27 protein-coding genes are annotated in these 22,196 nt (G+C 72.2%); 11 read left to right on the forward strand and 16 right to left on the reverse strand.

The window, feature by feature from the left end; all coding sequences use genetic code 11:
* Window positions 1–67 precede the first annotated feature (67 nt).
* From AB0B94_RS21030 to AB0B94_RS21040, 3 genes are all read left to right on the forward strand, one after another.
* On the forward strand, window positions 68–835 hold the full coding sequence (locus AB0B94_RS21030; protein ID WP_357282464.1) for a glycerophosphodiester phosphodiesterase: 768 nt from the start codon (window positions 68–70) through the stop codon (window positions 833–835).
* Window positions 836–852: 17 nt separating this feature from the next.
* Window positions 853–2,247 carry an MFS transporter gene (locus tag AB0B94_RS21035; protein ID WP_357282467.1) on the forward strand — a complete coding sequence of 465 codons (1,395 nt, stop codon included), beginning with the start codon at window positions 853–855 and terminating at the stop codon, window positions 2,245–2,247.
* Between the two features lie 164 nt (window positions 2,248–2,411).
* A complete protein-coding gene (locus AB0B94_RS21040) occupies window positions 2,412–3,020 on the forward strand; it encodes a thymidine kinase (protein WP_238660175.1) in 609 nt (202 codons plus the stop codon).
* Here the strand turns inward: AB0B94_RS21040 and AB0B94_RS21045 are convergent.
* Genes AB0B94_RS21045 through AB0B94_RS21055 form a run of 3 tightly spaced genes read right to left on the reverse strand, consistent with a single transcriptional unit; the run spans window position 2,987 to window position 5,788 of the window.
* Complete coding sequence (locus AB0B94_RS21045; RefSeq protein ID WP_357282469.1) at window positions 2,987–4,138, reverse strand: low temperature requirement protein A; 1,152 nt, start codon at window positions 4,136–4,138, stop codon at window positions 2,987–2,989. The genes AB0B94_RS21040 and AB0B94_RS21045 overlap by 34 nt on opposite strands.
* A gap of 59 nt (window positions 4,139–4,197) precedes the next feature.
* A complete protein-coding gene (locus AB0B94_RS21050; protein ID WP_357282472.1) occupies window positions 4,198–5,391 on the reverse strand; it encodes a low temperature requirement protein A in 1,194 nt (397 codons plus the stop codon).
* Window positions 5,378–5,788 (reverse strand): hypothetical protein, encoded by a 411-nt coding sequence (locus AB0B94_RS21055; RefSeq protein ID WP_238669873.1) that lies wholly within the window; start codon window positions 5,786–5,788, stop codon window positions 5,378–5,380. Before AB0B94_RS21055 ends, AB0B94_RS21050 begins: the two co-directional genes overlap by 14 nt.
* A gap of 194 nt (window positions 5,789–5,982) precedes the next feature.
* Here AB0B94_RS21055 and AB0B94_RS21060 point away from each other — a divergent pair, with 194 nt between their 5' ends.
* The 3 genes from AB0B94_RS21060 to AB0B94_RS21070 are packed head-to-tail and all read left to right on the forward strand — an operon-like array spanning window position 5,983 to window position 9,272.
* Window positions 5,983–7,686 (forward strand): acyl-CoA dehydrogenase family protein, encoded by a 1,704-nt coding sequence (locus AB0B94_RS21060; RefSeq protein WP_357282477.1) that lies wholly within the window; start codon window positions 5,983–5,985, stop codon window positions 7,684–7,686.
* A gap of 31 nt (window positions 7,687–7,717) precedes the next feature.
* A complete protein-coding gene (locus AB0B94_RS21065) occupies window positions 7,718–8,881 on the forward strand; it encodes a PQQ-binding-like beta-propeller repeat protein (RefSeq protein ID WP_357282479.1) in 1,164 nt (387 codons plus the stop codon).
* 52 nt (window positions 8,882–8,933) lie between these two features.
* Window positions 8,934–9,272, forward strand: coding sequence for a VOC family protein (locus AB0B94_RS21070; RefSeq protein ID WP_357282483.1), 339 nt, complete (start codon window positions 8,934–8,936; stop codon window positions 9,270–9,272).
* A 70-nt stretch (window positions 9,273–9,342) separates the two neighbouring features.
* Here AB0B94_RS21070 and AB0B94_RS21075 read toward each other — a convergent pair whose 3' ends face one another.
* The 7 genes from AB0B94_RS21075 to AB0B94_RS21105 all read right to left on the reverse strand — a co-directional run bounded on the left by AB0B94_RS21075 (window position 9,343) and on the right by AB0B94_RS21105 (window position 13,648).
* Entirely contained in the window at window positions 9,343–10,341 is a 999-nt protein-coding gene (locus AB0B94_RS21075; protein WP_238669823.1) for a tyrosine-type recombinase/integrase, read from the reverse strand.
* A 71-nt stretch (window positions 10,342–10,412) separates the two neighbouring features.
* Entirely contained in the window at window positions 10,413–10,838 is a 426-nt protein-coding gene (locus AB0B94_RS21080; protein WP_238669874.1) for an Hsp20/alpha crystallin family protein, read from the reverse strand.
* A 102-nt stretch (window positions 10,839–10,940) separates the two neighbouring features.
* A complete protein-coding gene (locus AB0B94_RS21085; protein WP_357282487.1) occupies window positions 10,941–11,435 on the reverse strand; it encodes a GNAT family N-acetyltransferase in 495 nt (164 codons plus the stop codon).
* Window positions 11,436–11,543: 108 nt separating this feature from the next.
* Window positions 11,544–11,957: a DUF6069 family protein gene (locus AB0B94_RS21090; protein ID WP_357282491.1), complete on the reverse strand. Its 414-nt coding sequence runs from the start codon at window positions 11,955–11,957 to the stop codon at window positions 11,544–11,546.
* 76 nt (window positions 11,958–12,033) lie between these two features.
* Window positions 12,034–12,510 carry a MarR family transcriptional regulator gene (locus AB0B94_RS21095; protein WP_357282493.1) on the reverse strand — a complete coding sequence of 159 codons (477 nt, stop codon included), beginning with the start codon at window positions 12,508–12,510 and terminating at the stop codon, window positions 12,034–12,036.
* A 51-nt stretch (window positions 12,511–12,561) separates the two neighbouring features.
* Window positions 12,562–13,077: a DUF2087 domain-containing protein gene (locus AB0B94_RS21100; protein WP_357282496.1), complete on the reverse strand. Its 516-nt coding sequence runs from the start codon at window positions 13,075–13,077 to the stop codon at window positions 12,562–12,564.
* A gap of 55 nt (window positions 13,078–13,132) precedes the next feature.
* Window positions 13,133–13,648, reverse strand: a complete 516-nt coding sequence (locus AB0B94_RS21105) for a MarR family transcriptional regulator (protein WP_357282498.1) — start codon at window positions 13,646–13,648, stop codon at window positions 13,133–13,135.
* A 68-nt stretch (window positions 13,649–13,716) separates the two neighbouring features.
* Between AB0B94_RS21105 and AB0B94_RS21110 the strand changes: the two genes are divergently transcribed.
* Window positions 13,717–14,949, forward strand: coding sequence for an MFS transporter (locus tag AB0B94_RS21110; protein WP_357282502.1), 1,233 nt, complete (start codon window positions 13,717–13,719; stop codon window positions 14,947–14,949).
* Between the two features lie 94 nt (window positions 14,950–15,043).
* Here the strand turns inward: AB0B94_RS21110 and AB0B94_RS21115 are convergent, their stop codons facing one another.
* Together AB0B94_RS21115 and AB0B94_RS21120 are read right to left on the reverse strand one after the other, a co-directional pair.
* Entirely contained in the window at window positions 15,044–15,235 is a 192-nt protein-coding gene (locus AB0B94_RS21115) for a DUF397 domain-containing protein (RefSeq protein WP_357282505.1), read from the reverse strand.
* Complete coding sequence (locus tag AB0B94_RS21120; protein WP_357282507.1) at window positions 15,226–15,993, reverse strand: DUF5753 domain-containing protein; 768 nt, start codon at window positions 15,991–15,993, stop codon at window positions 15,226–15,228. The genes AB0B94_RS21115 and AB0B94_RS21120 overlap by 10 nt, the downstream gene beginning before the upstream one ends.
* 118 nt (window positions 15,994–16,111) lie before the next feature.
* Between AB0B94_RS21120 and AB0B94_RS21125 the strand changes: the two genes are divergently transcribed.
* The 4 genes from AB0B94_RS21125 (at window position 16,112) to AB0B94_RS21140 (ending at window position 18,916) form a co-directional block, all read left to right on the forward strand.
* Window positions 16,112–16,390 carry a hypothetical protein gene (locus AB0B94_RS21125; protein WP_357282510.1) on the forward strand — a complete coding sequence of 93 codons (279 nt, stop codon included), beginning with the start codon at window positions 16,112–16,114 and terminating at the stop codon, window positions 16,388–16,390.
* Window positions 16,390–16,635, forward strand: a complete 246-nt coding sequence (locus tag AB0B94_RS21130) for a flavin reductase (protein WP_357282513.1) — start codon at window positions 16,390–16,392, stop codon at window positions 16,633–16,635. The genes AB0B94_RS21125 and AB0B94_RS21130 overlap by 1 nt, the downstream gene beginning before the upstream one ends.
* Before the next feature lie 105 nt (window positions 16,636–16,740).
* Window positions 16,741–18,039 (forward strand): hypothetical protein, encoded by a 1,299-nt coding sequence (locus AB0B94_RS21135; protein ID WP_357282515.1) that lies wholly within the window; start codon window positions 16,741–16,743, stop codon window positions 18,037–18,039.
* Window positions 18,026–18,916, forward strand: coding sequence for a hypothetical protein (locus AB0B94_RS21140; RefSeq protein ID WP_357282518.1), 891 nt, complete (start codon window positions 18,026–18,028; stop codon window positions 18,914–18,916). Before AB0B94_RS21135 ends, AB0B94_RS21140 begins: the two co-directional genes overlap by 14 nt.
* On the opposite strand, the gene AB0B94_RS21145 is transcribed toward AB0B94_RS21140, so the two are convergent.
* The 4 genes from AB0B94_RS21145 to AB0B94_RS21160 all read right to left on the reverse strand — a co-directional run bounded on the left by AB0B94_RS21145 (window position 18,910) and on the right by AB0B94_RS21160 (window position 22,122).
* Entirely contained in the window at window positions 18,910–19,506 is a 597-nt protein-coding gene (locus tag AB0B94_RS21145; protein ID WP_357282521.1) for a GNAT family N-acetyltransferase, read from the reverse strand. The genes AB0B94_RS21140 and AB0B94_RS21145 overlap by 7 nt on opposite strands.
* Before the next feature lie 69 nt (window positions 19,507–19,575).
* On the reverse strand, window positions 19,576–20,262 hold the full coding sequence (locus AB0B94_RS21150) for a Type 1 glutamine amidotransferase-like domain-containing protein (RefSeq protein ID WP_357282524.1): 687 nt from the start codon (window positions 20,260–20,262) through the stop codon (window positions 19,576–19,578).
* Window positions 20,263–20,587: 325 nt separating this feature from the next.
* Window positions 20,588–21,094 (reverse strand): DinB family protein, encoded by a 507-nt coding sequence (locus AB0B94_RS21155; RefSeq protein WP_357282526.1) that lies wholly within the window; start codon window positions 21,092–21,094, stop codon window positions 20,588–20,590.
* Window positions 21,091–22,122: an aldo/keto reductase gene (locus AB0B94_RS21160; RefSeq protein WP_357282530.1), complete on the reverse strand. Its 1,032-nt coding sequence runs from the start codon at window positions 22,120–22,122 to the stop codon at window positions 21,091–21,093. Before AB0B94_RS21160 ends, AB0B94_RS21155 begins: the two co-directional genes overlap by 4 nt.
* Window positions 22,123–22,196: the final 74 nt, after the last annotated feature.

Raw genomic sequence — 22,196 nt, forward strand, 5'->3', positions numbered from 1 at the left:
GGCGCGGGCGGGCGACAGACGCCGGCCGGCCACCCGCCGGCCACCAACCGAGGGCATACTGCGTCGCGTGTTGACCCGATTTGGCTACCTCGACGCGCCGGCGCCGCTGGCGTTCGCCCACCGTGGCGGGGCCGCCGATGGCGACGAGAACACCACCGAGGCGTTCGCCCGGGCCATCGGGCTGGGCTACCGGTACGTGGAGACCGACGTGCACGCCACAGCGGACGGCGTGGCGGTGATCTTCCACGACCCGACGCTGCAACGCGTCACCGGTGAGGCGGGACGCATCGCCGACATGAGCTGGGCCGACCTCGCCTCGGTACGCGTCGGCGGCGCCGCCGTCGTACCCCGGCTCGACGAGGTGTTGGGGGCGTGGCCGCAGGTCCGCTTCAACATCGACGTGAAGGCCGACGGCGGCGTCGCGCCGACCGTCGCGACAGTGACCCGGGCCGGCGCCGGCGACCGGGTGCTGCTCGCCTCGTTCAGCGACGCCCGGCTGACCCGGCTGCGCGCGCTCACCGGGGGACGCGTCGCCACCAGCCTGGGCATGCGCGGCGTCGCCCGGCTGCGGCTTGCCTCCCTGCACGGGCGTCCGCTGCGGCTGCCGCCGTCGGTGGTCGCCGCGCAGGTGCCGCCGCGCTACGGGCGGGTGCCGGTGGTGGACCGCAGGTTCCTCGACTACTGCCACCGCATCGGCCTGCAGGTGCACGTCTGGACGATCGACGAACCCGCCCAGATGCACGAGTTACTGGATCGTGGCGTGGATGGCATCATGACCGATCACGTCGGCGTGCTGCGCGACGTCTACCGCAGCCGCGGCCAATGGGCCGCCTGAGGATCGAAGGACCCCCGATGGCCGAGACCGTGACCCCCACGGTGGACGACACCCCGCCTCCGGCGAGCACCCGCCGGGAGCGGCGCGGCTGGTACATCTACGACTGGGCCAACTCCGCGTTCCAGACCACTGTCATCACCGTGTTCCTGGGACCGTTCATCACCACCATCGCCGAGTTGGCCGCCGGGTGCGAGTTGGGGGCGGACACCTGCGACGGGTACGTGCACCCGCTGGGCATCCGGGTGGCGGCCGGGTCCTACTACCCGTACCTGATCTCGCTGTCGGTGTTCCTCACCGTGTTCGTGCTGCCGGTCATCGGGGCTATCGCCGACCGGTCGGCGCACAAGAAGCGACTGCTCGGCGGCGCCGCGTTCACCGGCGCCGGCGCGACCATCGCGATGATCTTCGTCACCGGTGACCGCTACCTGCTCGGCGGGGCGCTCTTCCTGGTCGCCAACATCTCCTTCGGCGCGGCCGTCGTGGTCTACAACTCGTTCCTGCCACAGCTCGGCGGCCCCGACGAACGCGACGGCATCTCCAGCCGCGGCTGGGCGCTGGGCTACCTGGGCGGTGGCCTGCTGCTGGCGTTCAACCTGGTGGCGGTCACCCTGTTCAGCGAGGACGACAACCCGCAGCGCACCCTGGACCTGGCCCGCTGGTCGATCGTCTCCGCCGGGGTGTGGTGGGCGGTGTTCACCCTGGTGCCGCTGCGCTGGTTGCGGGAACGCCCCAGCGCGGCGGCGGCGCTGGCCCGGCGGGGCAACGTGCTCACCGACGGGTTCCGGCAGTTGGGCCACACCCTGCGGGAGGTCAAGGCGTACCCGTTGACGCTGTTCTTCCTACTGGCGTTCCTGGTCTACAACGACGGCATCCAGACCGTCATCACCCTGGCCAGCCAGTACGGCACCGAGGAGCTGCGGCTGGGCCAGAGCACCCTGATCATCACCATCCTGCTGGTGCAGTTCCTCGCCTTCGGCGGCGCGTTGGGCCTCGGCGCGCTGGCCCGACACATCGGCGCCTGGAAGACCGTGCTGCTCAGCCTGGTCCTCTGGACCGGTGTGATCATCGGCGCGTTCCGGCTGCCGGCCGAGGCGCCGGTGCCGTTCATGGTCCTCGGCGCGGCCATCGGCCTGGTCCTCGGCGGCAGCCAGGCGCTGAGCCGGTCGCTGTTCAGCCAGCTCATCCCGGCCGGGAAGGAGGGCGAGTACTACGGCTTCTACGAGATCAGCGACAAGGGCACCAGCTGGCTCGGCCCGCTCGCCTTCGGCCTGGTGTTCCAACTCACCGCCTCGTACCGGGTGGGCCTGGTCTCACTGCTGATCTTCTTCGTGGTCGGGTTCCTGCTGCTCGCCGCCGTGCCGATCCGCCGTGCCATCGTGGCCGCTGGCAACACCCCACCCCGGGTGCTCTGAGCACGGGTCCCGCGCCCGACCGATCCGGGCCGGTCAATCGGCTAGGCTGCCCGACCGTGACCGACGACGCCGCCACCGCCCCGACCTGCCTGGCCCACCCGTTCCCCGGCCAGCCACACGCCCCGGCCGGGTGCGCGGCCGCGCGCGGGCTCGACGGGCGTCCGGTGCACGCGGCGGCGTTGAAGTTCTTCTGGGGGCCGATGGACTGCGGCAAGTCCACGATGGCGTTGCAGATGAACTACAACCACGCCCGGCAGGGCCGGCGCGGGCTGGTCACCACCCGCATCGACAGGTCACTGGGACCGCAGGTCACCACCCGCATCGGCCTGGCCCACGAGGCCATCGAGGTCACCGACGACCTGGACCTGCGGGCCCTGGTGCGGGGCCGGTGGGCCGACGGGGTACGCGTCGACTACCTGATCTGCGACGAGGCGTGCTTCTACACCGTCGAGCACGTCGAGCAGATGGCCGAGCTGGTCGACAGCTACGACGTCGACGTGTTCGCGTTCGGCCTGGCCACCGACTTCCGGTCGCGGCTGTTCCCCGCCGCGCAACGCCTGTTCGAGCTGGCCGACGAGGTGGCCCGCATCCAGGTCGAGGTGCTCTGCTGGTGTGGCCGTGAAGGGCTGCTCAACGCCCGCGTCGTCGACGGGCGGGTCGTGCGTGAGGGCGCCCAGGTCGTCATCGGCGACACCGTCGACACCGCCGAGGTGCGCTACCAGGTGCTCTGTCGCCGGCACTACCGCAGCGGCGACCTCGGCCCCCGCGACTGAGCGGCCCGCCGCGCCGACACCCGGTCGGCCACGATCACCCCGACCGTGATCAGCAGCGCCGCCCCGGCGGGCACCGCGATCGGCGCCCGCAACGCCACCGCCACCGGGGAGAGCGCGAACAGCAGCAGCGTCCCCGCGCCCCGGACGGCCACCCCGGCCTCGCCGAGCGCCATCACGTACGCGGCGTGCCCGGCCAGAAACAGCGCCGGACCACCCAGGACGACCAGCGCGCTCGCCCAGCCGACCGGTTCCCCGGGGTCGTGCAGCAGCCGCTCGTCACCGACGGCCGTGACGACGATGCCGCCCACCATCACCGGGTGCAGATAGTTGAAGACCAGCCGGGAGAGCCGCGCGGCGCGTTCACCCGCGGCCGCCAACGCCGCCGTGCTGGCCTGCGCCCGGTCGAAGTACACCCACCACAGGGCCACCGAGCCCGCGAACGCGAGGAGGAACGCGGCGATGGTCACCCGGTCCAACCGCTGCGTCAGCGTCCCGCCCGTGATCAGCAGCGACTCCCCCAGCGCGATGAGGATGAAGGCCTGACAGCGTTCGGCCAGGTGCCCGCCCTCCACCCGCCAGTGCTCCGGCCTGCTGCGGCCCAGCCCGGGCACCGGAAACCCGGTCGCCAGCCCGATCGAGTCGACGGCGATCACCGCGATCCAGATCAGCTCCCGGGCCGGGGCGTGCACCAGCCCGCCGACGACCGCCAGCGCTCCGGTACCGGCGATCCAGACGAAACACTGCCGGAAACTGTCGCCGAGCCAGGGCTCACCCCGGATCGCCCACAGGGAGAAGGCCGTGCGACCCACCTGCACAGCCGCGTACGCCAGGGCGAAGAGCAGACCGTTGTCGCCGAAGGCGGTGGGCAGCGCGGCGGCGAGCAGCAGGCTGCCCAGCGTCACCACCAGCAGCGCGGCCCGCACGGGTGTCCGGTCCGGTTGCAGCCAGTTACCTGCCCACACGGTGTAGATCCAGACCAGCCAGACCAGGCTCAACAGCACCGCTGTCCGTCCGACACCCTGCCAGCTGAGGTTCTCGGCCAGGTAGTGCGACAGTTGGATGATCGTGAAGACGTAGACCAGGTCGAAGAAGAGTTCGGTGGAGGTGGTCGGCTCCACTCCACGGCGCGGGCGCAGTAGCTGCGGATGAAGCGGACCGCGTCCTGGCGCCGCGCCGCTCACCGCGCTGCCGCCAGTGACCGGAACCGGTCGGCCAGGATCACGGCGACCGTCACCGCCAACGCCGCTGCGGCGCACACCGCTACGGGTGCCTCCAGCAGCACACCCACCGGCATCAGCGCCAGCAGGACCACCACCGCCGTGACCCGGCTGATCGGCAGGGTCCGCCACAGCAGCGCCTTGTAGGCGGCGTGCCCGGCCAGGAACAGCGCGGGACCACCCAGGGTGAGCAGTACGTCGACAGTGGTCGCCGACGCGCCGGGCTCCCGCAGCAACCGCTCGTCGGCCGCTGACGTGACGACGACACCGGCGACGATCACCGGGTGCAGGAAGTTGAACGCGACTCGGCTCAACCCGCCGGTGCGCTCCCCGGCCCGGGCGATGACCTCCGTGGCAGCCGGGGCCGAGCGGGCGAAATACACCCACCACAGCGCCACCGAACCGCCGAACGCCAGCAGGAACGCCCCGGACGTCACCAGGTCCACGTGCGACGTGAGGGTGCTGCCGGTGACCAGGATCGACTCCCCCAACGCGATCAGGACGAACGCCGCGCACCGTTCGGCCAGGTGCCCGCCCTCCACCATCCACCGCTCGGGTCGGCTGCGTCCCCGCCGCGGCAGCGGATAGCCGATCGAGAGGCTGACCACCTCGATCACGATCACCGCCGCCCACACCGCGTCCCGGGCGGACCCACCGACCAGGCCACCGAGGACCACGAGCACCGACGTCCCCGTGATCCACGGCAGCGACTGCTGGAACCCGGCCACCAACCACGGGCTGCCCTGCACCGCCCACAACGAGAACAGGGTGCGGCCCACCTGCACGATCACGTAGACCAGCGCGAAGAGCAGACCGGTCGAGCCGAACGCCTGCGGGATCGCCGCCGACAACAGCAGGCTGGCCAGCCCCACCCCGATCAGCATCGTCCGCACCGGTCCCTGGTCCGGTTGCAGCCAGTTGGTCAGCCAGGTGGTGTAGACCCAGACGAGCCAGACCAGCGCCAGCAACAGCCCGGTACGCCCCGCGCCCCGCCAGTCCGGGTGCGCGATCAGGTAGTGCGACAACTGGGTGATGGTGAAGATGAAGACCAGGTCGAAGAAGAGTTCGGTCGAGGTGGTCGGCTGCACCCCCTCCCGTGGTCGCAGCAGCTGCGGGCGTAGCGGGGCGGCGACCGGCGGCTCAGAAGGGGTCACCGCAGACCCGCCAGTTCCCGTCCTCACGGACCACAGGCAGGCGACGCTCCTCGCTAAGCCCGCCGTCGCGGGTCAGCTTCACTGTCACAGTGCCGTGCGGTCGTCCGCTGCGGGTGGCTACCGACACGTCGGTGATCTCGTAGTCGGTGACCATCGGTGGTGTCCGCACCCAACTGGTGAAGCCGATCGCGCTCCAGCGGCTGCGCGCGTCCTCGCAGAGCCGCTCGTACGCCCGGTCGCTGTCACCGAGGGCCACCTCGCTGAGGAAACCGTCGGCGGTCTCCCGGATCGGGCCGGCGGCCTGCCGAACGGTCTGCAGGTTCCAGGCCCCCAACCCGGCCACCCCCACGCAGCACAGCGCCACGCCGAACCCGGCGAACGCCAACCCGGTGCGCATCGGGCGGTGACGCCGGGCCGGTCGGCTCCACGACTGGCCCGCACCCACGACTACCGACCGTAGAGAAGACGCTCACGCCGACGGGCGACAAGCCGGAAACTGGGTGCGTCCGATGGGCGGGTGTGCCCTGTTCGCGGCGGCTCCGCATCGTCTACCGTCGGCGCACACCCCCGAGCAGTGCCAGGAGCCGATCGATGAGCCGCTTCGTGCAGCCGGTACCACCCCCCGTCGACCCGTACGCCAGCGATGGCCTGCTGCGGTCCTGGCTGGAGCGTCACCTCGGGCCGGGCGGGCACGCCGCCGCGAAGGGCCGTCTCGCGGACCTGGCCGCCGACGTCACCGGGCCGCTGCGCGCGGCGCACGCCGACGCGGAGGCGCACCCGCCGACGCTGGTCCGCTACGACCCGTGGGGTGCCCGCATCGACCGCATCGACACCTCCGCCGGTTGGCAGGCGCAACGCGCCGCCGCCGCCCGACACGCCGTGGTGGCGTTGCCCTACCTGCCGGACGCCCGGGGCACCTGGGGTGCCGCCGCGCGGGTCGTGCAGCACGCCCTGCTGCACCTGTACGGGCCGGAGTCGGCGACGTTCTCCTGCCCGGTGGCGATGGCCGACGGGGCGGCGGCGCTGCTCAGCATGCCCGACGTCGACGCCACGGTCCGCGACGCGTGGCTGCCCCGGCTGATCTCCACGGACCCGGCCACGGCGATCACCAGCGGGCAGTGGATGACCGAGGCGCAGGGCGGCTCCGATCTGGGCCGCTCCAGCACGCTCGGCCGACCCGCGGCGGACGGTTCGTGGCGGTTGACCGGGGAGAAGTGGTTCTGCTCCGCCGCCGACGCGGCGATGGCGGTGGCGCTGGCCCGGCCGGAGGGCGCCGGACGGGGCAGCCGGGTGCTCGCCCCGTTTCTTGTTCCCCGGTACGCGGTCGACTCGCCGCTGGTCGACGGCGCGGCACCGGGCGCACCCGCGCCGGGTGTCATAGTGCACCGGCTCAAGGACAAGCTCGGCACCCGTGCGCTGCCCACCGCCGAGATCGGCCTGCGCGACGCGTACGCCCTTCCCCTGGGTGACCCGGCGGTGCCCGGTCTGGTCCGGGCGATGACCCTGGTCGTGGTGACCCGGGTGCACAACGCCGCGGCGGCGGCCGGTGGGATGCGACGGGGTCTCGCCTACGCGCGCGCGTACGCCGAGGTGCGGCACGTCGCCGGCGGCCCGCTGGTGTCCTCGCCCCTGCACCGGGCCACACTGGGCACCCTCGCTGTCGACGCGGCGGGCGCGTTCGCTCTCGCTGGGCACACCTTCGCCCTGCTCGGCCGGGTCGAGGTCGGCGCCGACCCGCAGGCGGCGGCCGAGCTGCGCATCGTGGCGCCGTTGGCGAAGCTGGCCACCGGCCGGCTCGCTGTCAGCTCCGCCAGCGAGTACGTGGAGAGCTTCGGCGGTGCCGGCTACGTGGAGGACACCGGCGTGCCCCGGCTGCTGCGCGACGCCCAGGTGCTGCCGATCTGGGAGGGCACCACCAATGTGCTGGCCCTGGACGTGCTGCGCGCGCTGACCCGGGAGGACGCCGGTGCGCCGCTGCTGAGCCGGCTGACCGCCGCCGTCGACCTGGCCCGGCCGCTGTCGCCGGTGCTGGCCGACACCCTGGCCACCGCCGTCGCGCAGTTGCAGGAGACCATCGCCGCGGTGACAGTGGACCCGGGTGCGTCGGCGGTGCTCGCGGGCGCCCGCGGGCTGGCGTTGCGCCTGGCGTACGCGTTGACCACCGCGTTGCTCGTCGAGCACGCCGCGTGGGGCGACGAGCAGGCGGAGTTGGCAGCCCGGCTGTGGGCGCGCCGCTGGCTGCGGCACGAGGAGATCGCCGAGGACGCCCACCACCACCTCGACCTGCTCTGTTGAACGGCCGGCGCGAGCGGACGGGTGGGCGCCCATGTCGGTGCTGATCGAGCTGGGTGACGACCGGGGCGCGCCCCTAAAGGAGCGCCGGCCACCCCCACAGGTGTCCCGCCGGTGGCGGGTGGCGGCGCTGGTGGCGGTCTGTGTCCTGCTCGGTGGTGCCGCACCGTCCGGGCGCCTGTCGCCGCAGGTCGGCCCACAGGTCCCCGCCGGTGCGACAGTGCTGGGCGCGGGGCCGCTGCTGCTGGTCGTCGACCCCGAGCCGAACCCGCCGACGCTGAGCGCCTACGACTCGGCCGCCCCGGATGGCCCGGCGAGGTGGCGGGTCGTCGTGCCCCCCGCCGCCGGGTGGTCCGCCGAGGTCGCCGGTGACCTGTTGCTGCTGGTCGAGCGCGACCAGGCGCTCGGGGCGCGGGTGACCACCGCGCGGTCGATGCGGACCGGCCGGCCGGTGTGGCGGCGACCCGAGCGGGTGTACGCGGCCGGGAATGAGGCGGTCGCGGTGAAGGAGGTGCGCAGCGCCTCCGAACCGGGGCGGCGGGTCGAGGGCACCGTGCACGGCGTCGACCCGGCCACCGGCGCGACCCGGTGGTCGGTTCCGCTGCCCTCCACCGCGGTGCTGCGGGCGCTGCCCGGGCGGGTGCTGCTGGTGCAGGACGACGGGTTGGCCCGGCTGCTCGACGCCCGCGACGGCGTCGAGCGCGGGCGGGGACAGTTTCCGCCGGCCGACTACGGCCCGGACAATCCCCAGGTCGTCGACGCGCACCTGGTGCTGCGCCACCCGATCGGCGGCGCGGTGGCGCTGACCGGGTACGACCTGCCGGGGCTGGCACCGCGCTGGCGGGTGCCGGTGCCGCCGGGTGAGCTGACCCTGCGGTCCTGCCAGGGCCTGATCTGCGGGCAGGACGAGCAGGGCCGCTGGGCGATCGACGCGGGCAGCGGGGCGCGGGTGTGGACGTGGCCGGCCGGCGCGCGCTGGCGGCCGGTGGCGGGCCCCCGGGTGCCAGCGGAGCCGCTGGTGGTGCTGGGGTTGGCGGCGGACGGCAGGCGTGCGCTGGTGGCGACGTTGGGGCGCGACGGTCATCGAGTGTCAGTGGTGCTTCCGGCGGGTCTGACCGACTGCCGACGGGTGGGCGCCGGGCTGATCTGCCGTGACGACACCGCCCGTGTGACGTTCTGGCCGCTCGACGCTCCCTGATCGCCCGGTCAGCGGGGCCGGAGTTGTCAGGCCCCGGCGGCATACTGCCGGCGTGACAGCTTCTGTCGACCTCGCGATGGTCAACCTCGACAGTTCCGATCCCGCCGGCCACGCCGCGTTCTACCACGAGGCGCTCGGCTGGGAGGTCACCCACAGCCAACCGGAGTACGCGATGATCAGCTCCGGTGGTGTCTCCATCGGCTTCGGGCTGGTCGAGGGTTACCGACCACCCTCCTGGCCGGACCAGACCGGTGACCTGGCGGCGGCGGAGGAGACGTTTCTCGCCGCTGGGGCGTCGAAGCCGGCCTTCCAGCCCGGCGGCGAGCGGTGGGTGGTGCTTCTCGACCCGATCGGGCAGCCGTTCTGCATCTGCCCCCGCCCGCAGGGCTGACGCCGCCCCGGGCTGCACCCGCGGCAGCGCCGTCCGGGCCGCTTGGCCGCGGCAGCGCCGTCCGGGCTGGTCAGCCGCGACGGCGCGACCGGGCGGCCCACACCGCGTAGGCCGGGTCGCGGTCGAGGTTGTGCCGGTCGCGGTCGTAGCGGCGGGTGGTGCGCGGGTCGGCGTGCCCCATGGCGTCCTGCACGTCCTCCAACGGCACGCCCTCGGAGCGGGCCGTGGTGGCGAAGGCGTGCCGCAGCGAGTGCGGGGACAGCTTCGCCCAGGCCGGGATGCCGGCGGCGCGGGCGAGCCGACGGACCATCCGGAACACCGAGTGCCGGTCCAGCCGGGCACCGCTGGCGGTGACCAGCAGCGGGCCGGTGAGCTGCGGCACCGGCACGCCGGTGGCGGCGGCCCGCTGGGCCAGGTAGGCGTCCAGGGCGTGCCCGGTGCCGGGGGTGAGGGCGCGGCGGCGTTGTTTGCCGCCCTTGCCGATGAAGCGCACGCTGCGGTGGCCGCGTTCGGTGCCGAGGTCGGTCAGGTCCAGCGAGATCAGCTCGCCGACCCGCAGACCCAGGTCGGCGAGGAGCGCGAGCGCCGCCCGGTTACGTACGGCGGTAGCGCCGGTGTCCGCGTCGGCCGCGCCGAGTAGGGCGTCCACCTCCTCGGGGGTGAGCCCGACGGTGGCGGAGTGGTCCCGGTCGACGCGGGGGCGGTCCGCGCCGGAGACCGGGTTGGCCGGCACTGCGCCCAGCTTGACCAGGAAGTCGTACCAACTGGACAGCGCCGAGAGTCGGCGCGCGACTGTCGCCGGGGTCAGCGGGCGGCCACTGCGCGCGCCGACGCTGCTCTCCAACGCTCGGGCGTACTCGTTGACGTGCAGGAACGTGGCCCGCAGCGGGTCGAGGTCGTGACTGGCGCACCAGCGCAGCCAGCCGGTGACGTCACGCCGGTAGGCGTCGCGGGTGTGCTCGGACAGCCGCCGGTTGCGCAGCCACGCCTCGGTGACCTCGACCGGCCCGCTCGGCAGCGCCGGTGGCGCGGACGGGCGGGCGAGCACCGGAGCGTCGGAGAACACCATGTGAAAAAGGCTCTCAGCCTCGGGTGGGATCGGCGTGCAGGCGCGCCGGTCCCACCCGTCACCGTGTCGGATCAGGCGTTGATCTCTCGGCGGGAGCCGCCGTTGGCCTGGACGGTCACCCGGCGGGGCTTGGCCCGCTCGGCGACCGGGATGCGCAGCGTCAGCACCCCGTTCTCGTAGCCGGCCTCCAGCTTGTCGGTGTCGAGCGTGTCGCCGAGGAACAGCCGCCGGGTGAAGGTGCCCATCGGGCGCTCGGCGGCGACCAGTTCGACGCCGTCGCCGGCGGGCCGGCGACGCTCGGCGCGGACGGTGAGCACGTTGCGCTCGACGGTGCAGTCGATGGTGTCCGGATCGACGCCGGGCAGGTCGAACGCCGCGTAGAAGTGGTCGCCGTCGCGGTAGGCGTCCAGGTGCATCGTCGCGGGACGGGCCACCGTTCCGAAGAACTGCTCGGTGAGCCGGTCGATCTCGCGGAACGGGTCGGTACGCATCAACATCGTCATGCCTCCTCGGTTCTCCTGGCCGAAGGTGATGAGTTGAGCCTTGGTGACTCAACTTCTACTTCTTATTTAGCGCGTCCGCGCGCCGCCGTCAACTGCTCAGGACAACTGCTTCTCGAACCAGTGGTCGGCGTAGGGACCTCGCGAGTACGCCGGGATCTCGGCGTAGCCGTGCCGGGCGTACAGGGCGCGGGCCTCGACCAGGTCGTGGCGGGTGTCGAGCCGGATCCGGCCCGCCCCGGCCGCGCGGGCCTGCTGCTCGACGGCGGCCAGCAGCGCGGCTCCCCCACCGGCGCCGCGGTGCTCGGAGCGGATGAACACCCGGGTCAGCTCGGCCCAGCCGGGTTGCCAGCGCAGCCCGGCGCAGCCGGCCAGTTCGGTGCCGTGGTGGGCGAGCAGGAGCAGCCCGCTCGGCGCGGTCAGGTCGTCGCTGGGTAGCTCGACCAGCGCCGCGTCGACCTCACCGGGCAGGGCCGGGCGACGGTGGTAGCGAACCACCATCTCGGTCATGTACTCGCGCAGCAGCAGCACCGCGTCGGGGTGGTCGGGCCGGCTGGTGCTGGTCGTCCAGGTGGGCCGGGCGGTGATGGTCACCTGTTGATCATCACCGCCCGGTCAACGGCTTTATCCGGTCACGCGTCCGGTGTCGACGGCTCGCCGATCGCGGGTGCCGCCGGACGGGCGTCGGCGATGTCGCGACGCCTATCGGCGGGGGCGGGGCAGCAGGGCGATCAACGCGACCGCCACCGCCACGTGCGTCGCGCCGAGGGCCAGCTTGGCGCCGCCGGTGGCCTCGACGCTGAGCACGGGGACGAAGGACAGCACCGTCACGACGATCGCCAGAGAGATCCAGACCGGTCGCGCGACCCGGCTGGCGAACCGTTCCAGCAGCGCCAGCGCCGCCCAGCCGAGCAGTGCGGCTCCCAGGGCGATCATGACGATCGCGCCAGCCCCGATCACAGTGGCGGGCTGGCCCGGGCTCTCGACCGTGTAGTCGACTCCGGCCAGTGCGCCGATCGTCCAGACGGCCAGGGGGGCCACGACGGCGGCGGCGACGCCGAGGGCGCGGCGGCGCAGTGGCGAGGGGGTGGGGGTCGTGACGGTGGCAGCGCTCATGACGGCTCCTCGTTCAGGGGAAACGAACGAGTACGACCGTAACAGATAGTCTTGTTCGGAACTATCTTTGTCGGAACTAACAGCCGGAGCGGGCTCCCGGCGCGTACGGGGAGGTGTTGGCCAGTGGTCCGCTGACCAGCCCGAGGAGAGCCCGCAGGAACACCTCCCGGTCCTGCTCGGGCAGGGTTGCCAGCAGGTCGTCCTGGATGCGCCGGACCACCTGCTGCGCCTGCCGCAGCACCTGCTCCCCCGCCGGCGTCACAGCGATCATCCGGGCCCGTCGGTCCGTCGGCACCGGACGCCGCTCGGCCAACCCGGCCCGCTCCAGCTGGTCGAGCGTCACCACCATCGTGGTCTTGTCCACACCGCACCGCTCGCCGATCTCCCGCTGGGTCAGCTCACCGGTGTGGGCCTGCGCCAGCACGTAGTGCGCCCGCGGCGAGATGCCCAGCTCGGCCAGCCCCGTGGCGTGTTCGGTCTGCAACGCGTGACTCGCCCAGGAGAGCAGGAACAACAGGTCCGGCGGGCCATCGGAGGGCGTGCAGGAGGTCATGCGCCGAGGCTAGCAAGATCCTCCGCAACCAGACCGTTCGCGCGGCGGCATTCATAGCCGCTGGTAGATGCCATGTTCGCGGGTGAGCAACTGCTCGTCGATCAGATACCGGCGCAGCGTCGCGTGATCCGACCCGCCTGCGGCGCACCACGGCTTGAGCGCGTCGTCGACGGCCCGCTCCGGATAGCGGCTGCCCGGCTCGAACGACTGCTCGGCGATGTGCGCCAGCAGGACCCGCCGCCGAGCGCGCTGCGCCGGCAGACTCACCAGAACGCCCGCGCGCAGGAAGGTCCGCAGCACCGGGTCGACGCCGGGTTCGGCGTCGTCGGCCGGGCCGCTGTCGCGCGCGGTGGCCCGCAGCGACGCCTCGTCGGCCGCGAGCGTGCCGTCCGCACCCGTGACGAGGCCCGCGTCGCTGAGCCGGCGGACCCCGGTGAGCACCACCCGCGCCGGCAGGCCGGTCCGCTCGGCGACCTCGGTCGCGGTTGTCGCACCCAGCACGATCGTCGCGAAGATCCGTCGCCGTCCGTCGTCGGCCAGGGCCCCGGCCAGCACATGCGCAGTCACGCCGGTCACCCTTGCATCAGCGGTACCCGGGCCGCCAGGCGATTTTCGGCCTCGCTCAGTCGGTCTGCGGCGTGCTCTGTGGCTGTTCGGCGACGAGCAGCACCCGGCGCAGCAGGTCGGAGAGGTGTCGCCGTTCGGTACCGGTGAGCGCGCCGAGCAGGCGGTGCTCCTCGGCGCCCTGGACCTCCATCGCCCCGCGCCACGCGGCCTGACCCGCCTCGGTGAGCTCCACGTCGACGCGTCGACGGTCGACTGTCGACGGAATCCGGTGGACGAAGCCCCGCCGCAGCAGCGCGTCCACCCGCGCGGTGATCGAGGCGGGGGCCATCGTGAGGTCCGCGGCGAGGTCCGAGGGCGCGGCCCGGCCACCGCGGCCGGCCAGGGCGTGCAGGGTGTCGTACTCGTGGGCCGGCAGGTCGAGGTCGACCAGGACGCGCTCCTTGACGGCCCGCAGGTGCCGGGTCAGTCGGATCATTCTGGTCACCGCCCCCTCGACGTCCGCGTCGAGGTCGGGCACCACGGGCAGCCAGCGCTCGATGTGCCGGTCGACGGCGTCCGGAGTGGTGGTCACCGTGCCAGCTTACCTCAGCGTCAAAATATTCATTGCTGAAATATTCGATGTCGAAGTACGTTGTGGCAATGGCTCATCCACTGCGCGACCACTCCTTCCGGCTGCTGTTCCTGGGTCGCACCATCTCCGCGCTCGGCGACGCGGTGGTACCCGCCGCGCTGGCGCTGGCCGTGTTGCGAGCCACCGGCTCCACCGGCGCGCTGGCCGTCGTCCTCGCCGCGGCGGTCGTGCCCCGGCTGGTCCTGCTGCCGTTCGGCGGGGTGGTGGCCGACCGGTTCGACGCCCGCCGGGTCGCCCTGCTGGCGGACCTGGTCCGCTGCGCCACGCAGCTCGCGGTCGGCGTGGAGCTGCTCGGCGGCGACCCGTCACTGACCACAGTGGTGGTGGCGTCCGCGCTCGGCGGCACCGCCTCGGCGTTCGCCATCCCGACCGCGTCTCCGCTGGTCGCCGGCACCGTCGAACCGGCGAACAGGCAGCGGGCCAACGCCCTGATGGGAATCACCGCCAACACCAGCCGCCTCGCCGGCCCGGCCCTGGCCGGCGCGCTGATCTGGGCCGCCGGACCCGGCTGGGCGTTCATCCTGGACGGCGCGTCGTTCGCGCTCAGCGCCGCGCTGCTCGCGCTGGTGCGGGTCCGCCACGTGCCGGTGCCCCGCCGGTCCGTCCTCGCCGACCTGCGGCACGGCTTCGGCGAGGTACGCGCCCGCGACTGGTTCTGGACCAGCCTGCTCGGGCACGGCGTGTGGAACGGCGCCGCCGCCGTGCTGATGACCCTCGGGCCGGCCGTCGCCATCGACCGCCTGGGTGGCGAGACGACCTGGGTGCTGCTGTTGCAGGCCGGCGCGATCGGGATGCTCACCGGATCGCTGCTGGCCGGGCGGGTCCGGCTGCACCGGCCGGTGCTGCTGGCCAACCTCGGGCTGGCCTGCTACGCCGCGCCACTGTTCCTGCTCGCCGTCGCCGCGCCCGCCCCCGCGGTGATCGTCGCCTACGCGGTGGCGCTGACCGCCCTCGGCTACCTCAACCCGGTGTGGGAGACCGTCGTGCAGCACCACTTCCCGCCAGAGGTGCTGGCCCGGGTCACCTCGTACGACTGGCTGGTCTCACTGGGTGCCATGCCGCTGGGCTACGCGCTGGCGCCGTTGGCCGCCGACGCGTTCGGCGCACCCGTCCCGCTGGCCGTCGCGGGCCTGCTGGTCCTCGCCTCCTGCGCCGGCACCGCGCTCGTTCCCGGCGTACGCCGACTCACCTGGCCGACGACTCCGCAACCGCAACCGGCCGAACCTACCGTTGTTCGTTGATCCCATTGATCGTCGGTGCGCGACGGCCGACGTCCGGCCCACCCACGACGGAGGCTCCCGGCACGGGCCGGGAGCCTCCGTGCGATGTGGTCGGTCAGCCGGCGTCGCGGGTCATCGCGACGAAGCCACGCCACGACTGCGGGCTGAAGGTCAGCGTGCCGCCGTCGCGGTCCTTCGTGTCACGAACCAGGACCACGCCCGGAAGGTTGTCGGCAACCTCGACACAGTTGCCACCGTTGCCGCCGCTCTTCGTGCTCTTCCGCCACTGCGCACCGGTCATGTCCATGATGCTGCCGCTTCTCTGAGAAGTTCCAACGAACGCCCTCGGGGCAGGGCCTCGCCGCGAAGACGTTCCCACCGCCGCTCCAGGCTAACAAGATCCGACGTTTGGTCGAGGATCTGCGCCCGTGCCGCGCTGTCGACGTGCGCGACCCGCGACCCGTCCGGCATGTCGGCGATGGTGAACGGTCCGTCGAGCCCCGGATAGCTGGGCGCGTCCGCCGGAACGATGTGGAGCTGGATGGTGCCCGTCTCGGCGTGCGCGAGCAGGCGCGCCAGTTGCGCCGCCATCAACGCGCGGTCGTCGCCGACGCGCCGCCGCAGCACCCCCTCGTCGAGCACGGCGATCAGCAACGGTCCGCCGCTGCGGCCGAGGATCGCCTGCCGGTGGATGCGCGCCTCGGCGAACTCGGCGACCGCCTCCGGTGTCAGCACCCCACCGGCCAGGGTCGCCCGGGCGTACGCCTCGGTCTGCAGCAGCCCCGGCACCCACGTCAGCTCGAACGACCGCAGCGTCACTGCCTCGCGTTCCAGGTCGACCCACGGCCGGAACCACACCGGCTCGCGGCGACGGACCACGTCCGGCCACAGCGCGTCGGCGTCCTTTGCCAGCAGCCCCGCCACTGTCGCACGGTGTCGGCTCTGGGGAATGTGCCCCGGGTTTGCCCACCTGGCGACGGTCTTCGGGTGCACGCCGAGCTGACCGGCCAGGCTCTCGGCGGTGTGACCCGCCGCGGCCAGCGCTGCGACAAAGGCGTGGTTCATGCCGTCCCTCCCCTGGAACAAATCCGCTGCGATGAAGAGGTTACGTAACGCTGTGTGTTTGTCCAGCAACCCCCGGCAAAGTGCGGTGTAGACGGTGCTGCAACGAGAAGGAGAAGCTGTGCGAAACGAGGTACGGGGTGCTCTCAGAGCCGGCGACGTGGTCCTGTTGACCACCGCCGCGAGCGTCCAATTCAGCAAACCGATCGTCGTGCGGGTCATCCGCGAACTGCCCGACCGGTACACCTACGACGGTTGGCTCTGGCTCGACGCGTACGAGCTGAGCAGGAAAGGCGAAGCGGTCGCACGGCGCGAGCTGTTCGTGATGCGCCACGGTGTGCAGGTCCACGCCGATCCGTCCACACCGGCCCGGCGCCGCGTGACAGTGGGGGTCGGCTGATGCACGAGCGACCGAAGCACACGCCGCTGCGGCCGTCCTGGCGCTGCCCGGTCTGCGGCATCCTCTGGCCGTGCTCGGCCGCGAAGCTACGCCTGCTCGGCGAGTATCGCGAGGACCGACCGGGCCTGTTGATCCACCTGGCGAAGGTCCAGGAGGAAGCCACCGCCGATCTCACCAAGCTCAACCCGGACGTCACGCTGCCCGACCTGACGCCGCGTTTCGTCGGCTGGGCGGAAACCCGCTGACCCGGCCTCAGCCACCGCCGAGCGGGGCACGCACGGGTCTGTGCGAGGCAGCGCGATGCGGGAGACTGACGGCGTGACGACCCGCCCCGGGATGAGGCCGGCCAGATGAGCCGCCCGTTCAGGATCGCCGTGGCCGTGCTCGCCGCGGTGGCCGCCACCCTGATCTACCTGAGCGTCACCCTCAAGGTCCGCTCGATGGCGGGGCCGATCACCGTCACGCGGACCGCCGTTGACTTCCCGACTCTCGTCGCGAAGGGGTACGTCTTCTTCGCCCCCCTCGACCCCACGACCGCTCCCATGATGGACGCGGTGACGCCGCTGATCCGTTGGGTCGTGATCCTGCTGATCGGGGTGTCGACGTACCTGGCCTGCGCCCTGGTCACCCGACGGACGCACCCCTTCGTCGCGGCGATGACCGGCGCGGCCGCCGCCCTCACCGCCACGGCGGTCGGGGACCTGCTGTGGTGGGCCACCTTGGTGTTCCGTGTCCACGCCGCCCCCACCGGCTGGTACGCCAACGAGGCACTGGACCACTCCACGCTTCTCGCCAGCGCGTACCTGACGCTGACGGGCTGGACGTCCGACGCCCTCTTCTTCGGCTGCCTGATCGCGGGCATGAACGCATCCCTGGTGGGTTGCACCAGCCTGGCGAGACTGCTGCTGGACAAGCTGCACGAGGACACCGACGAAGGCGACCTGCACGAGGACACCGACGAAGGCGACGACGAGGCTCAGGAATCGCTTGACGACGCCGATCCGGCGGCCTGGGTTCCGCTGATCGGCGACGTGCGGGGACGCAGCGCGAACCTTGCCCTGTCCGGTGTCCTTCCGGTGCTGGTGCTCATGCTGGTCAACGGCACCCAGGCGGTCTGGGACAGCTACACCGGGAGAGGATTCGTGGCGCTGCTCAGGGTGTTCCTGTACCGCCCCGCCCTGTCCCCGCCGCCACGCGCACACGATGACGTGGAGTACCGACTGACTCACGAGATCGAGCCGAATCCCCTGTCGATGGACGAGTGGGTACACAGGTCGGTGCTCGCCGTCGCCCTGCTGTTGGTGCTCTGGCTCCTGCTCTGGGCGCTGCTCGCCGGCCTGCCGAACTCCGGGCATCGCCTCGGGCTCGTCGTCGTCTGCTGGGGTGCCATGATCGCGGCGTCCGCGCTGACCGCGACGTCCGACGTCCTGGTCGACTGCGCGGTGTCGGACTCCCCGACCGGCTGCGCGCCCTGGGAGTCCCTGGGCCTGCAACTGACCGCCGCGCTGCGTTTCGGCGCGGCGTGGGGTTGGCTCGTGGCGCTGCCCGTGCTGCTGGCCCGCCGGCTCCTCGACACAGACACGTCCGCCGACCCATCTACTGGTACGTCCACCGAAACGCAGGAGACTCCGGTCCATGAGTCAACGTAACAAGCGTCCGCGTCGCCGGGTCCCCGCGCCGGCACCCGTCGCCTGGTGGAAACGCCCCGTCACCTGGCTGCTGACGATCGTGATCGGTGCCGTCGGCGCCTGGCTCGGTGCCGTTCTCCTCGGCATGTTCAACCAGTGGAAGCCCGCGAACGAGCTGGCCGAGGAGCTGGCCGGCCGGGGGCCACTCGTCGTCCTGGACGTCAAGCACGTCCCCTACCCGGAAGAGGGTGCGCTCGACTACGTCTACCCCGCCGGCGCCGACCTGGCCCGTCTGGACGCCGAGCGGCCGGCCGATCCGACCGTCGAGGCCGGCGCGGTCGACATCGGACGGAGCACCTGGGAGATCACCCTCGTCGGCACCCGGGACGAGGCAGTGGAGGCCGTCGACCTCCGGCCCGTCCTCGTCGAACCCTGCCGCCCCCCGCTCACCGGGGTCCGGGATCCCAACCAATCCCAGGGCGCCTCCGAGAAGCTCGTCCTGGTGACTCACGTGGATCAAGCGAATCCCCGGATGCTCATCGAGGATCCGGGTGGCGAGGATGCCGGTGCCCCGTTCTTCGCCACGAACAAGATCACCTTGCCCAGGGGGGAGAAGAACGTCATCCAGGTACGAGCGCTCAGCGCCAAGCAGCACTGCCGATGGCGACTGGAGCTGGACTACCTCGCCGACGGACGACGTCAGACGATGGTGGTGTCGGCGCCCGGCGACAAGCCGTTCGAGGTGACCGGGCGCGCGGACGACGCGGCCTACGCCTCGATCTACCTCAACCCGCTCAACGGCTGTCGGGCCAAGGACGGCAGCACCACCGACCGGCTGCGCATCACCGGCGCCGAGTACGCGCAGATGGTGCGCGACAAGCGCACCTGCCCCTACTGACGGTCGGCCGTCATCGAGGTCACCAACCGCGCGTGCCGGTGCATGTCGTGCCAGCCGTCGGCGTGACGCACCGACCCGCGCGCCACGCCCTCCTCGGTGAACCCGGTCCGCGCGGCCACCCGGCAGGACGCCGCGTTGCCGGTCGAGTGCTCCAGCGCCAGCCGGTGAAACCCGCCGCGGGTGAAGGCCCACCGGGTCATGGCGAGCAGCGCCCCGCTGGCGATGCCCCGACCGCGCTCGGCGGGCGCCACCCAGTACGACACCTGCGCCGACGCCTCGGTCAGCAGCACGTCGCGCAACCCCACCTGACCGACCGGCCGGTCGTCGGCGTCGACGACCGCCCAACTGGCGGCGCTCTCGTCGCGCCAACGGCCGGCCCACTGCGCTGTCCACGATCGTGCCTCGTCGTCGCTGTCGAGGCGACGCACGTGCCATCGCTGGATCACCGGACAGTCGAAGGCGGCCCGGACGGCCGGGGCGTCGTCGTCACGCCACGGCCGCAGCGTCAGGCCGGGGCGGACCGGAAGGTGGGGTTGCTCCTGGGCGGCGAGGCTACCGGCGGGCAGGGCGGGTGCGACGAGCAGCGGCATTCGCCCATTATCGAGCCGGCGGCCTCACTCTCCGGGCGGACTGCCGGCGAGTTCGGAGACCACGCCCGGTCAGGGGTTGATCAGTTTCCAGTCGCCCTCGGAGATGACGTCAACGGTGCCATCGACCACCGTGATGGCGGTGTTGTCGTCGATGGCGTAGGTCGGGACCGGGATTGCGGACGCCCACTTCTGGATGGCGGACAGCTCGGTGTCCTCCATGTCCGGATGGTTGAGGTGGGGGTAGAGCGTGAAATCCACCAGCCCCAGCGCCCGGTCGGCGCCCTGCGCCATGTCGCTGCCGTCGGGGACGAACTGACTGTCGAATTCGGCGTCGCAGTTGTACGGGGTGACGGCGATGCTGCCGGCGCTGACCCCCACATAGACGGTGTCACTGAGCGACGGCAGGAGGTCAGCCAGGCCCGACTGGCGCAGCCAGTGGGTCAGGTACAGCACATCGCCGCCCCAGACGAGGAGGGCATCGGCCTCCCGGACCGCGGGGACCCAGTTCTCTTCTCGAATGGTCGGCAGCGCGGTGAGCTCCAAGATCCCCAGAGTTTTCCAACCGAGCTGGGTCAGCGGGATCGAGGCATGGCCGTTGATCGCCTTCCAGGCTCTCTCGGCGCCGCCGGGGAAGGGGTAGACAGCGGTGGGGATGAACAGGGCCGTGGCCTCAGCGATCGGCTTGCCCAGCAGGTCGACGAGCGCGTCGGCGATGCTCGGGTTGCAGATGCCCGACGACGTGAGAAGGAACTTCATGAAATCCGCTCTCCTGTAGCCACCGGATGACGGCGATCATGTTGCCCATGAGAACCAGCGTCCCGGCTCGCCAACCCGGGCGACACTTCGTTGGATCATCCGCTGGCGGCCGTCCAACCGTCAACTGTCTCCGCCCGCACGACGACACCGGTCCCGCTACTTCGTGCAGATCTTGGACAGTTTCCGTGAGGACGTGACGGAAACTGTCCAAGATCTGGTGCCGCTGCCCGACAAACCGCTCGGCCCGGGCTCAGAGGTCACGCACACCCGTTCACAGGAACGAAGCGCCGAGCAGCGAGATCAGACCATCGTCGAGCCGACGGTCTCACTCGCCGGTCGGGCCGCCCGCGAGCTCGGCGACCACGTCGAGGTGGCCCAGGTGGCGGGCGTACTCCTGCACCAGGTGGAACAGCACCCGCTCCAGCGACGCCGGGTCCGCGCCGTTCCACCGCGGGCCCGGCGCGCCGATCTCGGCCAGGTCGTGTGCCGTCACCACTGCCGTGGTGTGCGCGCCCTGCGCCCGCAGCGCCGCCACGAGTTCCGCGCGGGTCTCGTCGGGGGCGACGTACCAGCGGTCGTCGCGGCGGTCGCCCCACGGCTCGGCGACGTCGCGGCCCTGGAAACCCCACTCGATCCAGCGCAGCTCGACGTGGCGCAGGTGGGTGAGCAGCTCCAGTGGAGTCCACCCGGACGGCAGCCGGCTGCGCCGCAGCTCCGGCTCGGCCAGCGCCGACACCTTGGCCACAGTGGACTCGCGGAGGTAGTCCAGGTAGCGCAGGAAGACCTCGGCGCGGCTGCCGGCCGGGTCGGTGGGCTTGGGGAACGAGGTCATGACCCGGCCGGCAGGTCACGGGCGCGCTGGCGTACCCCGGCCGCGCCGTACGGGTAGTCGCCCACCAGCGGGGCGCTCGCCTCGTCCAGCAGCCGCATCTGATCGGCGTCGAGGACCAGGTCGGCGGCGCTCAGGTTGTCGTCGAGCTGCTCGGTGGTCCGCGCGCCCAGGATCACCGAGGTGACCGCCGGCCGGGCTGCCAGCCAGGCCAGCGACACCGCCGACATGGACACGTCGCGGTCCCCGGCGATCTGGCGGACCGCGTCGAGCACCCGCCAGGTGCGTTCCTCGGCGTTGCGACCCGCGTACGCCTCGACGCCACGCTGTGGGTTCTCGCCGAGCCGGGTCGCGCCGGTGGGCGTGCTGTCGCGCTGGTACTTGCCGGTCAGCCACCCGCCGCCCAGCGGTGACCAGGGCAGGATGCCGATGCCCTCGTTCTCGCAGACCGGCACCACCTCGAACTCGATCTCCCGGGCCAGCAGGTTGTACTGGGGTTGCAGGGTCACGATCGGGGTGAGGTTGAGGTGCTGGGTGAGCAGGGCGGCCTTCTGCAACTGCCAGCCGGTGAAGTTGCTGACCCCCGCGTAGCGGATCTTGCCGGCGCTGACCGCGTCGTCGAAGAACCGCAGCGTCTCGGGCAGCGGGGTCAGCGGATCCCAGGCGTGCGCCTGGTACAGGTCGACGGCCTCGACGCCGAGCCGGCGCAGGCTGGCGTCCAGGGCGCGGGTGAGGTGCACCCGGGACAGGCCGGCGTCGTTGGTCCCCGGGCCCATCGGGAACCGCCCCTTGGTGGCGATCACCAGGCGGTCACGCAGGTCGGGTCGGCTGCGCAGCCACCGCCCGATGATGTCCTCGGAGACGCCGGTGGAGTAGACGTCGGCGGTGTCGATGAAGGTGCCGCCAGCCTCGACGAACCGGTCCAGTTGGGCGAAGCTGCCGGCCTCGTCGGTCTCCGCGCCGAAGGTCATCGTGCCCAGACACAGGGTGGACACCAGGGTGCCGGTGTTGCCCAGAGTGCGATAGCGCATATCGTCCTTTCGGTCCGAGTGACAAAGCTGATCTTCGCACCCGCCTCGTCCACCCGCATTCGGGACCGTGCCGA

Origin of the sequence: Micromonospora sp. NPDC048986 (assembly GCF_040649335.1) — a bacterium.
GTDB lineage: Bacteria > Actinomycetota > Actinomycetes > Mycobacteriales > Micromonosporaceae > Micromonospora > Micromonospora alfalfae.

Excerpts from the sequence above, each read along its gene's own strand:
- AB0B94_RS21060 (WP_357282477.1), top strand. The coding sequence starts at position 5,983 with ATGAGCCGCTTCGTGCAGCCGGTACCACCCCCCGTCGACCCGTACGCC.
- AB0B94_RS21120 (WP_357282507.1), bottom strand. The coding sequence starts at position 15,993 with ATGAACCACGCCTTTGTCGCAGCGCTGGCCGCGGCGGGTCACACCGCC.
- AB0B94_RS21055 (WP_238669873.1), bottom strand. The coding sequence starts at position 5,788 with ATGCGCACCGGGTTGGCGTTCGCCGGGTTCGGCGTGGCGCTGTGCTGC.
- AB0B94_RS21150 (WP_357282524.1), bottom strand. The coding sequence starts at position 20,262 with ATGAAGTTCCTTCTCACGTCGTCGGGCATCTGCAACCCGAGCATCGCC.
- AB0B94_RS21075 (WP_238669823.1), bottom strand. The coding sequence starts at position 10,341 with ATGGTGTTCTCCGACGCTCCGGTGCTCGCCCGCCCGTCCGCGCCACCG.
- AB0B94_RS21160 (WP_357282530.1), bottom strand. The coding sequence starts at position 22,122 with ATGCGCTATCGCACTCTGGGCAACACCGGCACCCTGGTGTCCACCCTG.
- AB0B94_RS21130 (WP_357282513.1), top strand. The coding sequence starts at position 16,390 with ATGCACGAGCGACCGAAGCACACGCCGCTGCGGCCGTCCTGGCGCTGC.
- AB0B94_RS21095 (WP_357282493.1), bottom strand. The coding sequence starts at position 12,510 with ATGACCTCCTGCACGCCCTCCGATGGCCCGCCGGACCTGTTGTTCCTG.
- AB0B94_RS21155 (WP_357282526.1), bottom strand. The coding sequence starts at position 21,094 with ATGACCTCGTTCCCCAAGCCCACCGACCCGGCCGGCAGCCGCGCCGAG.
- AB0B94_RS21135 (WP_357282515.1), top strand. The coding sequence starts at position 16,741 with ATGAGCCGCCCGTTCAGGATCGCCGTGGCCGTGCTCGCCGCGGTGGCC.
- AB0B94_RS21090 (WP_357282491.1), bottom strand. The coding sequence starts at position 11,957 with ATGAGCGCTGCCACCGTCACGACCCCCACCCCCTCGCCACTGCGCCGC.
- AB0B94_RS21140 (WP_357282518.1), top strand. The coding sequence starts at position 18,026 with ATGAGTCAACGTAACAAGCGTCCGCGTCGCCGGGTCCCCGCGCCGGCA.
- AB0B94_RS21080 (WP_238669874.1), bottom strand. The coding sequence starts at position 10,838 with ATGTTGATGCGTACCGACCCGTTCCGCGAGATCGACCGGCTCACCGAG.
- AB0B94_RS21110 (WP_357282502.1), top strand. The coding sequence starts at position 13,717 with ATGGCTCATCCACTGCGCGACCACTCCTTCCGGCTGCTGTTCCTGGGT.
- AB0B94_RS21035 (WP_357282467.1), top strand. The coding sequence starts at position 853 with ATGGCCGAGACCGTGACCCCCACGGTGGACGACACCCCGCCTCCGGCG.
- AB0B94_RS21065 (WP_357282479.1), top strand. The coding sequence starts at position 7,718 with ATGTCGGTGCTGATCGAGCTGGGTGACGACCGGGGCGCGCCCCTAAAG.
- AB0B94_RS21145 (WP_357282521.1), bottom strand. The coding sequence starts at position 19,506 with ATGCCGCTGCTCGTCGCACCCGCCCTGCCCGCCGGTAGCCTCGCCGCC.
- AB0B94_RS21115 (WP_357282505.1), bottom strand. The coding sequence starts at position 15,235 with ATGGACATGACCGGTGCGCAGTGGCGGAAGAGCACGAAGAGCGGCGGC.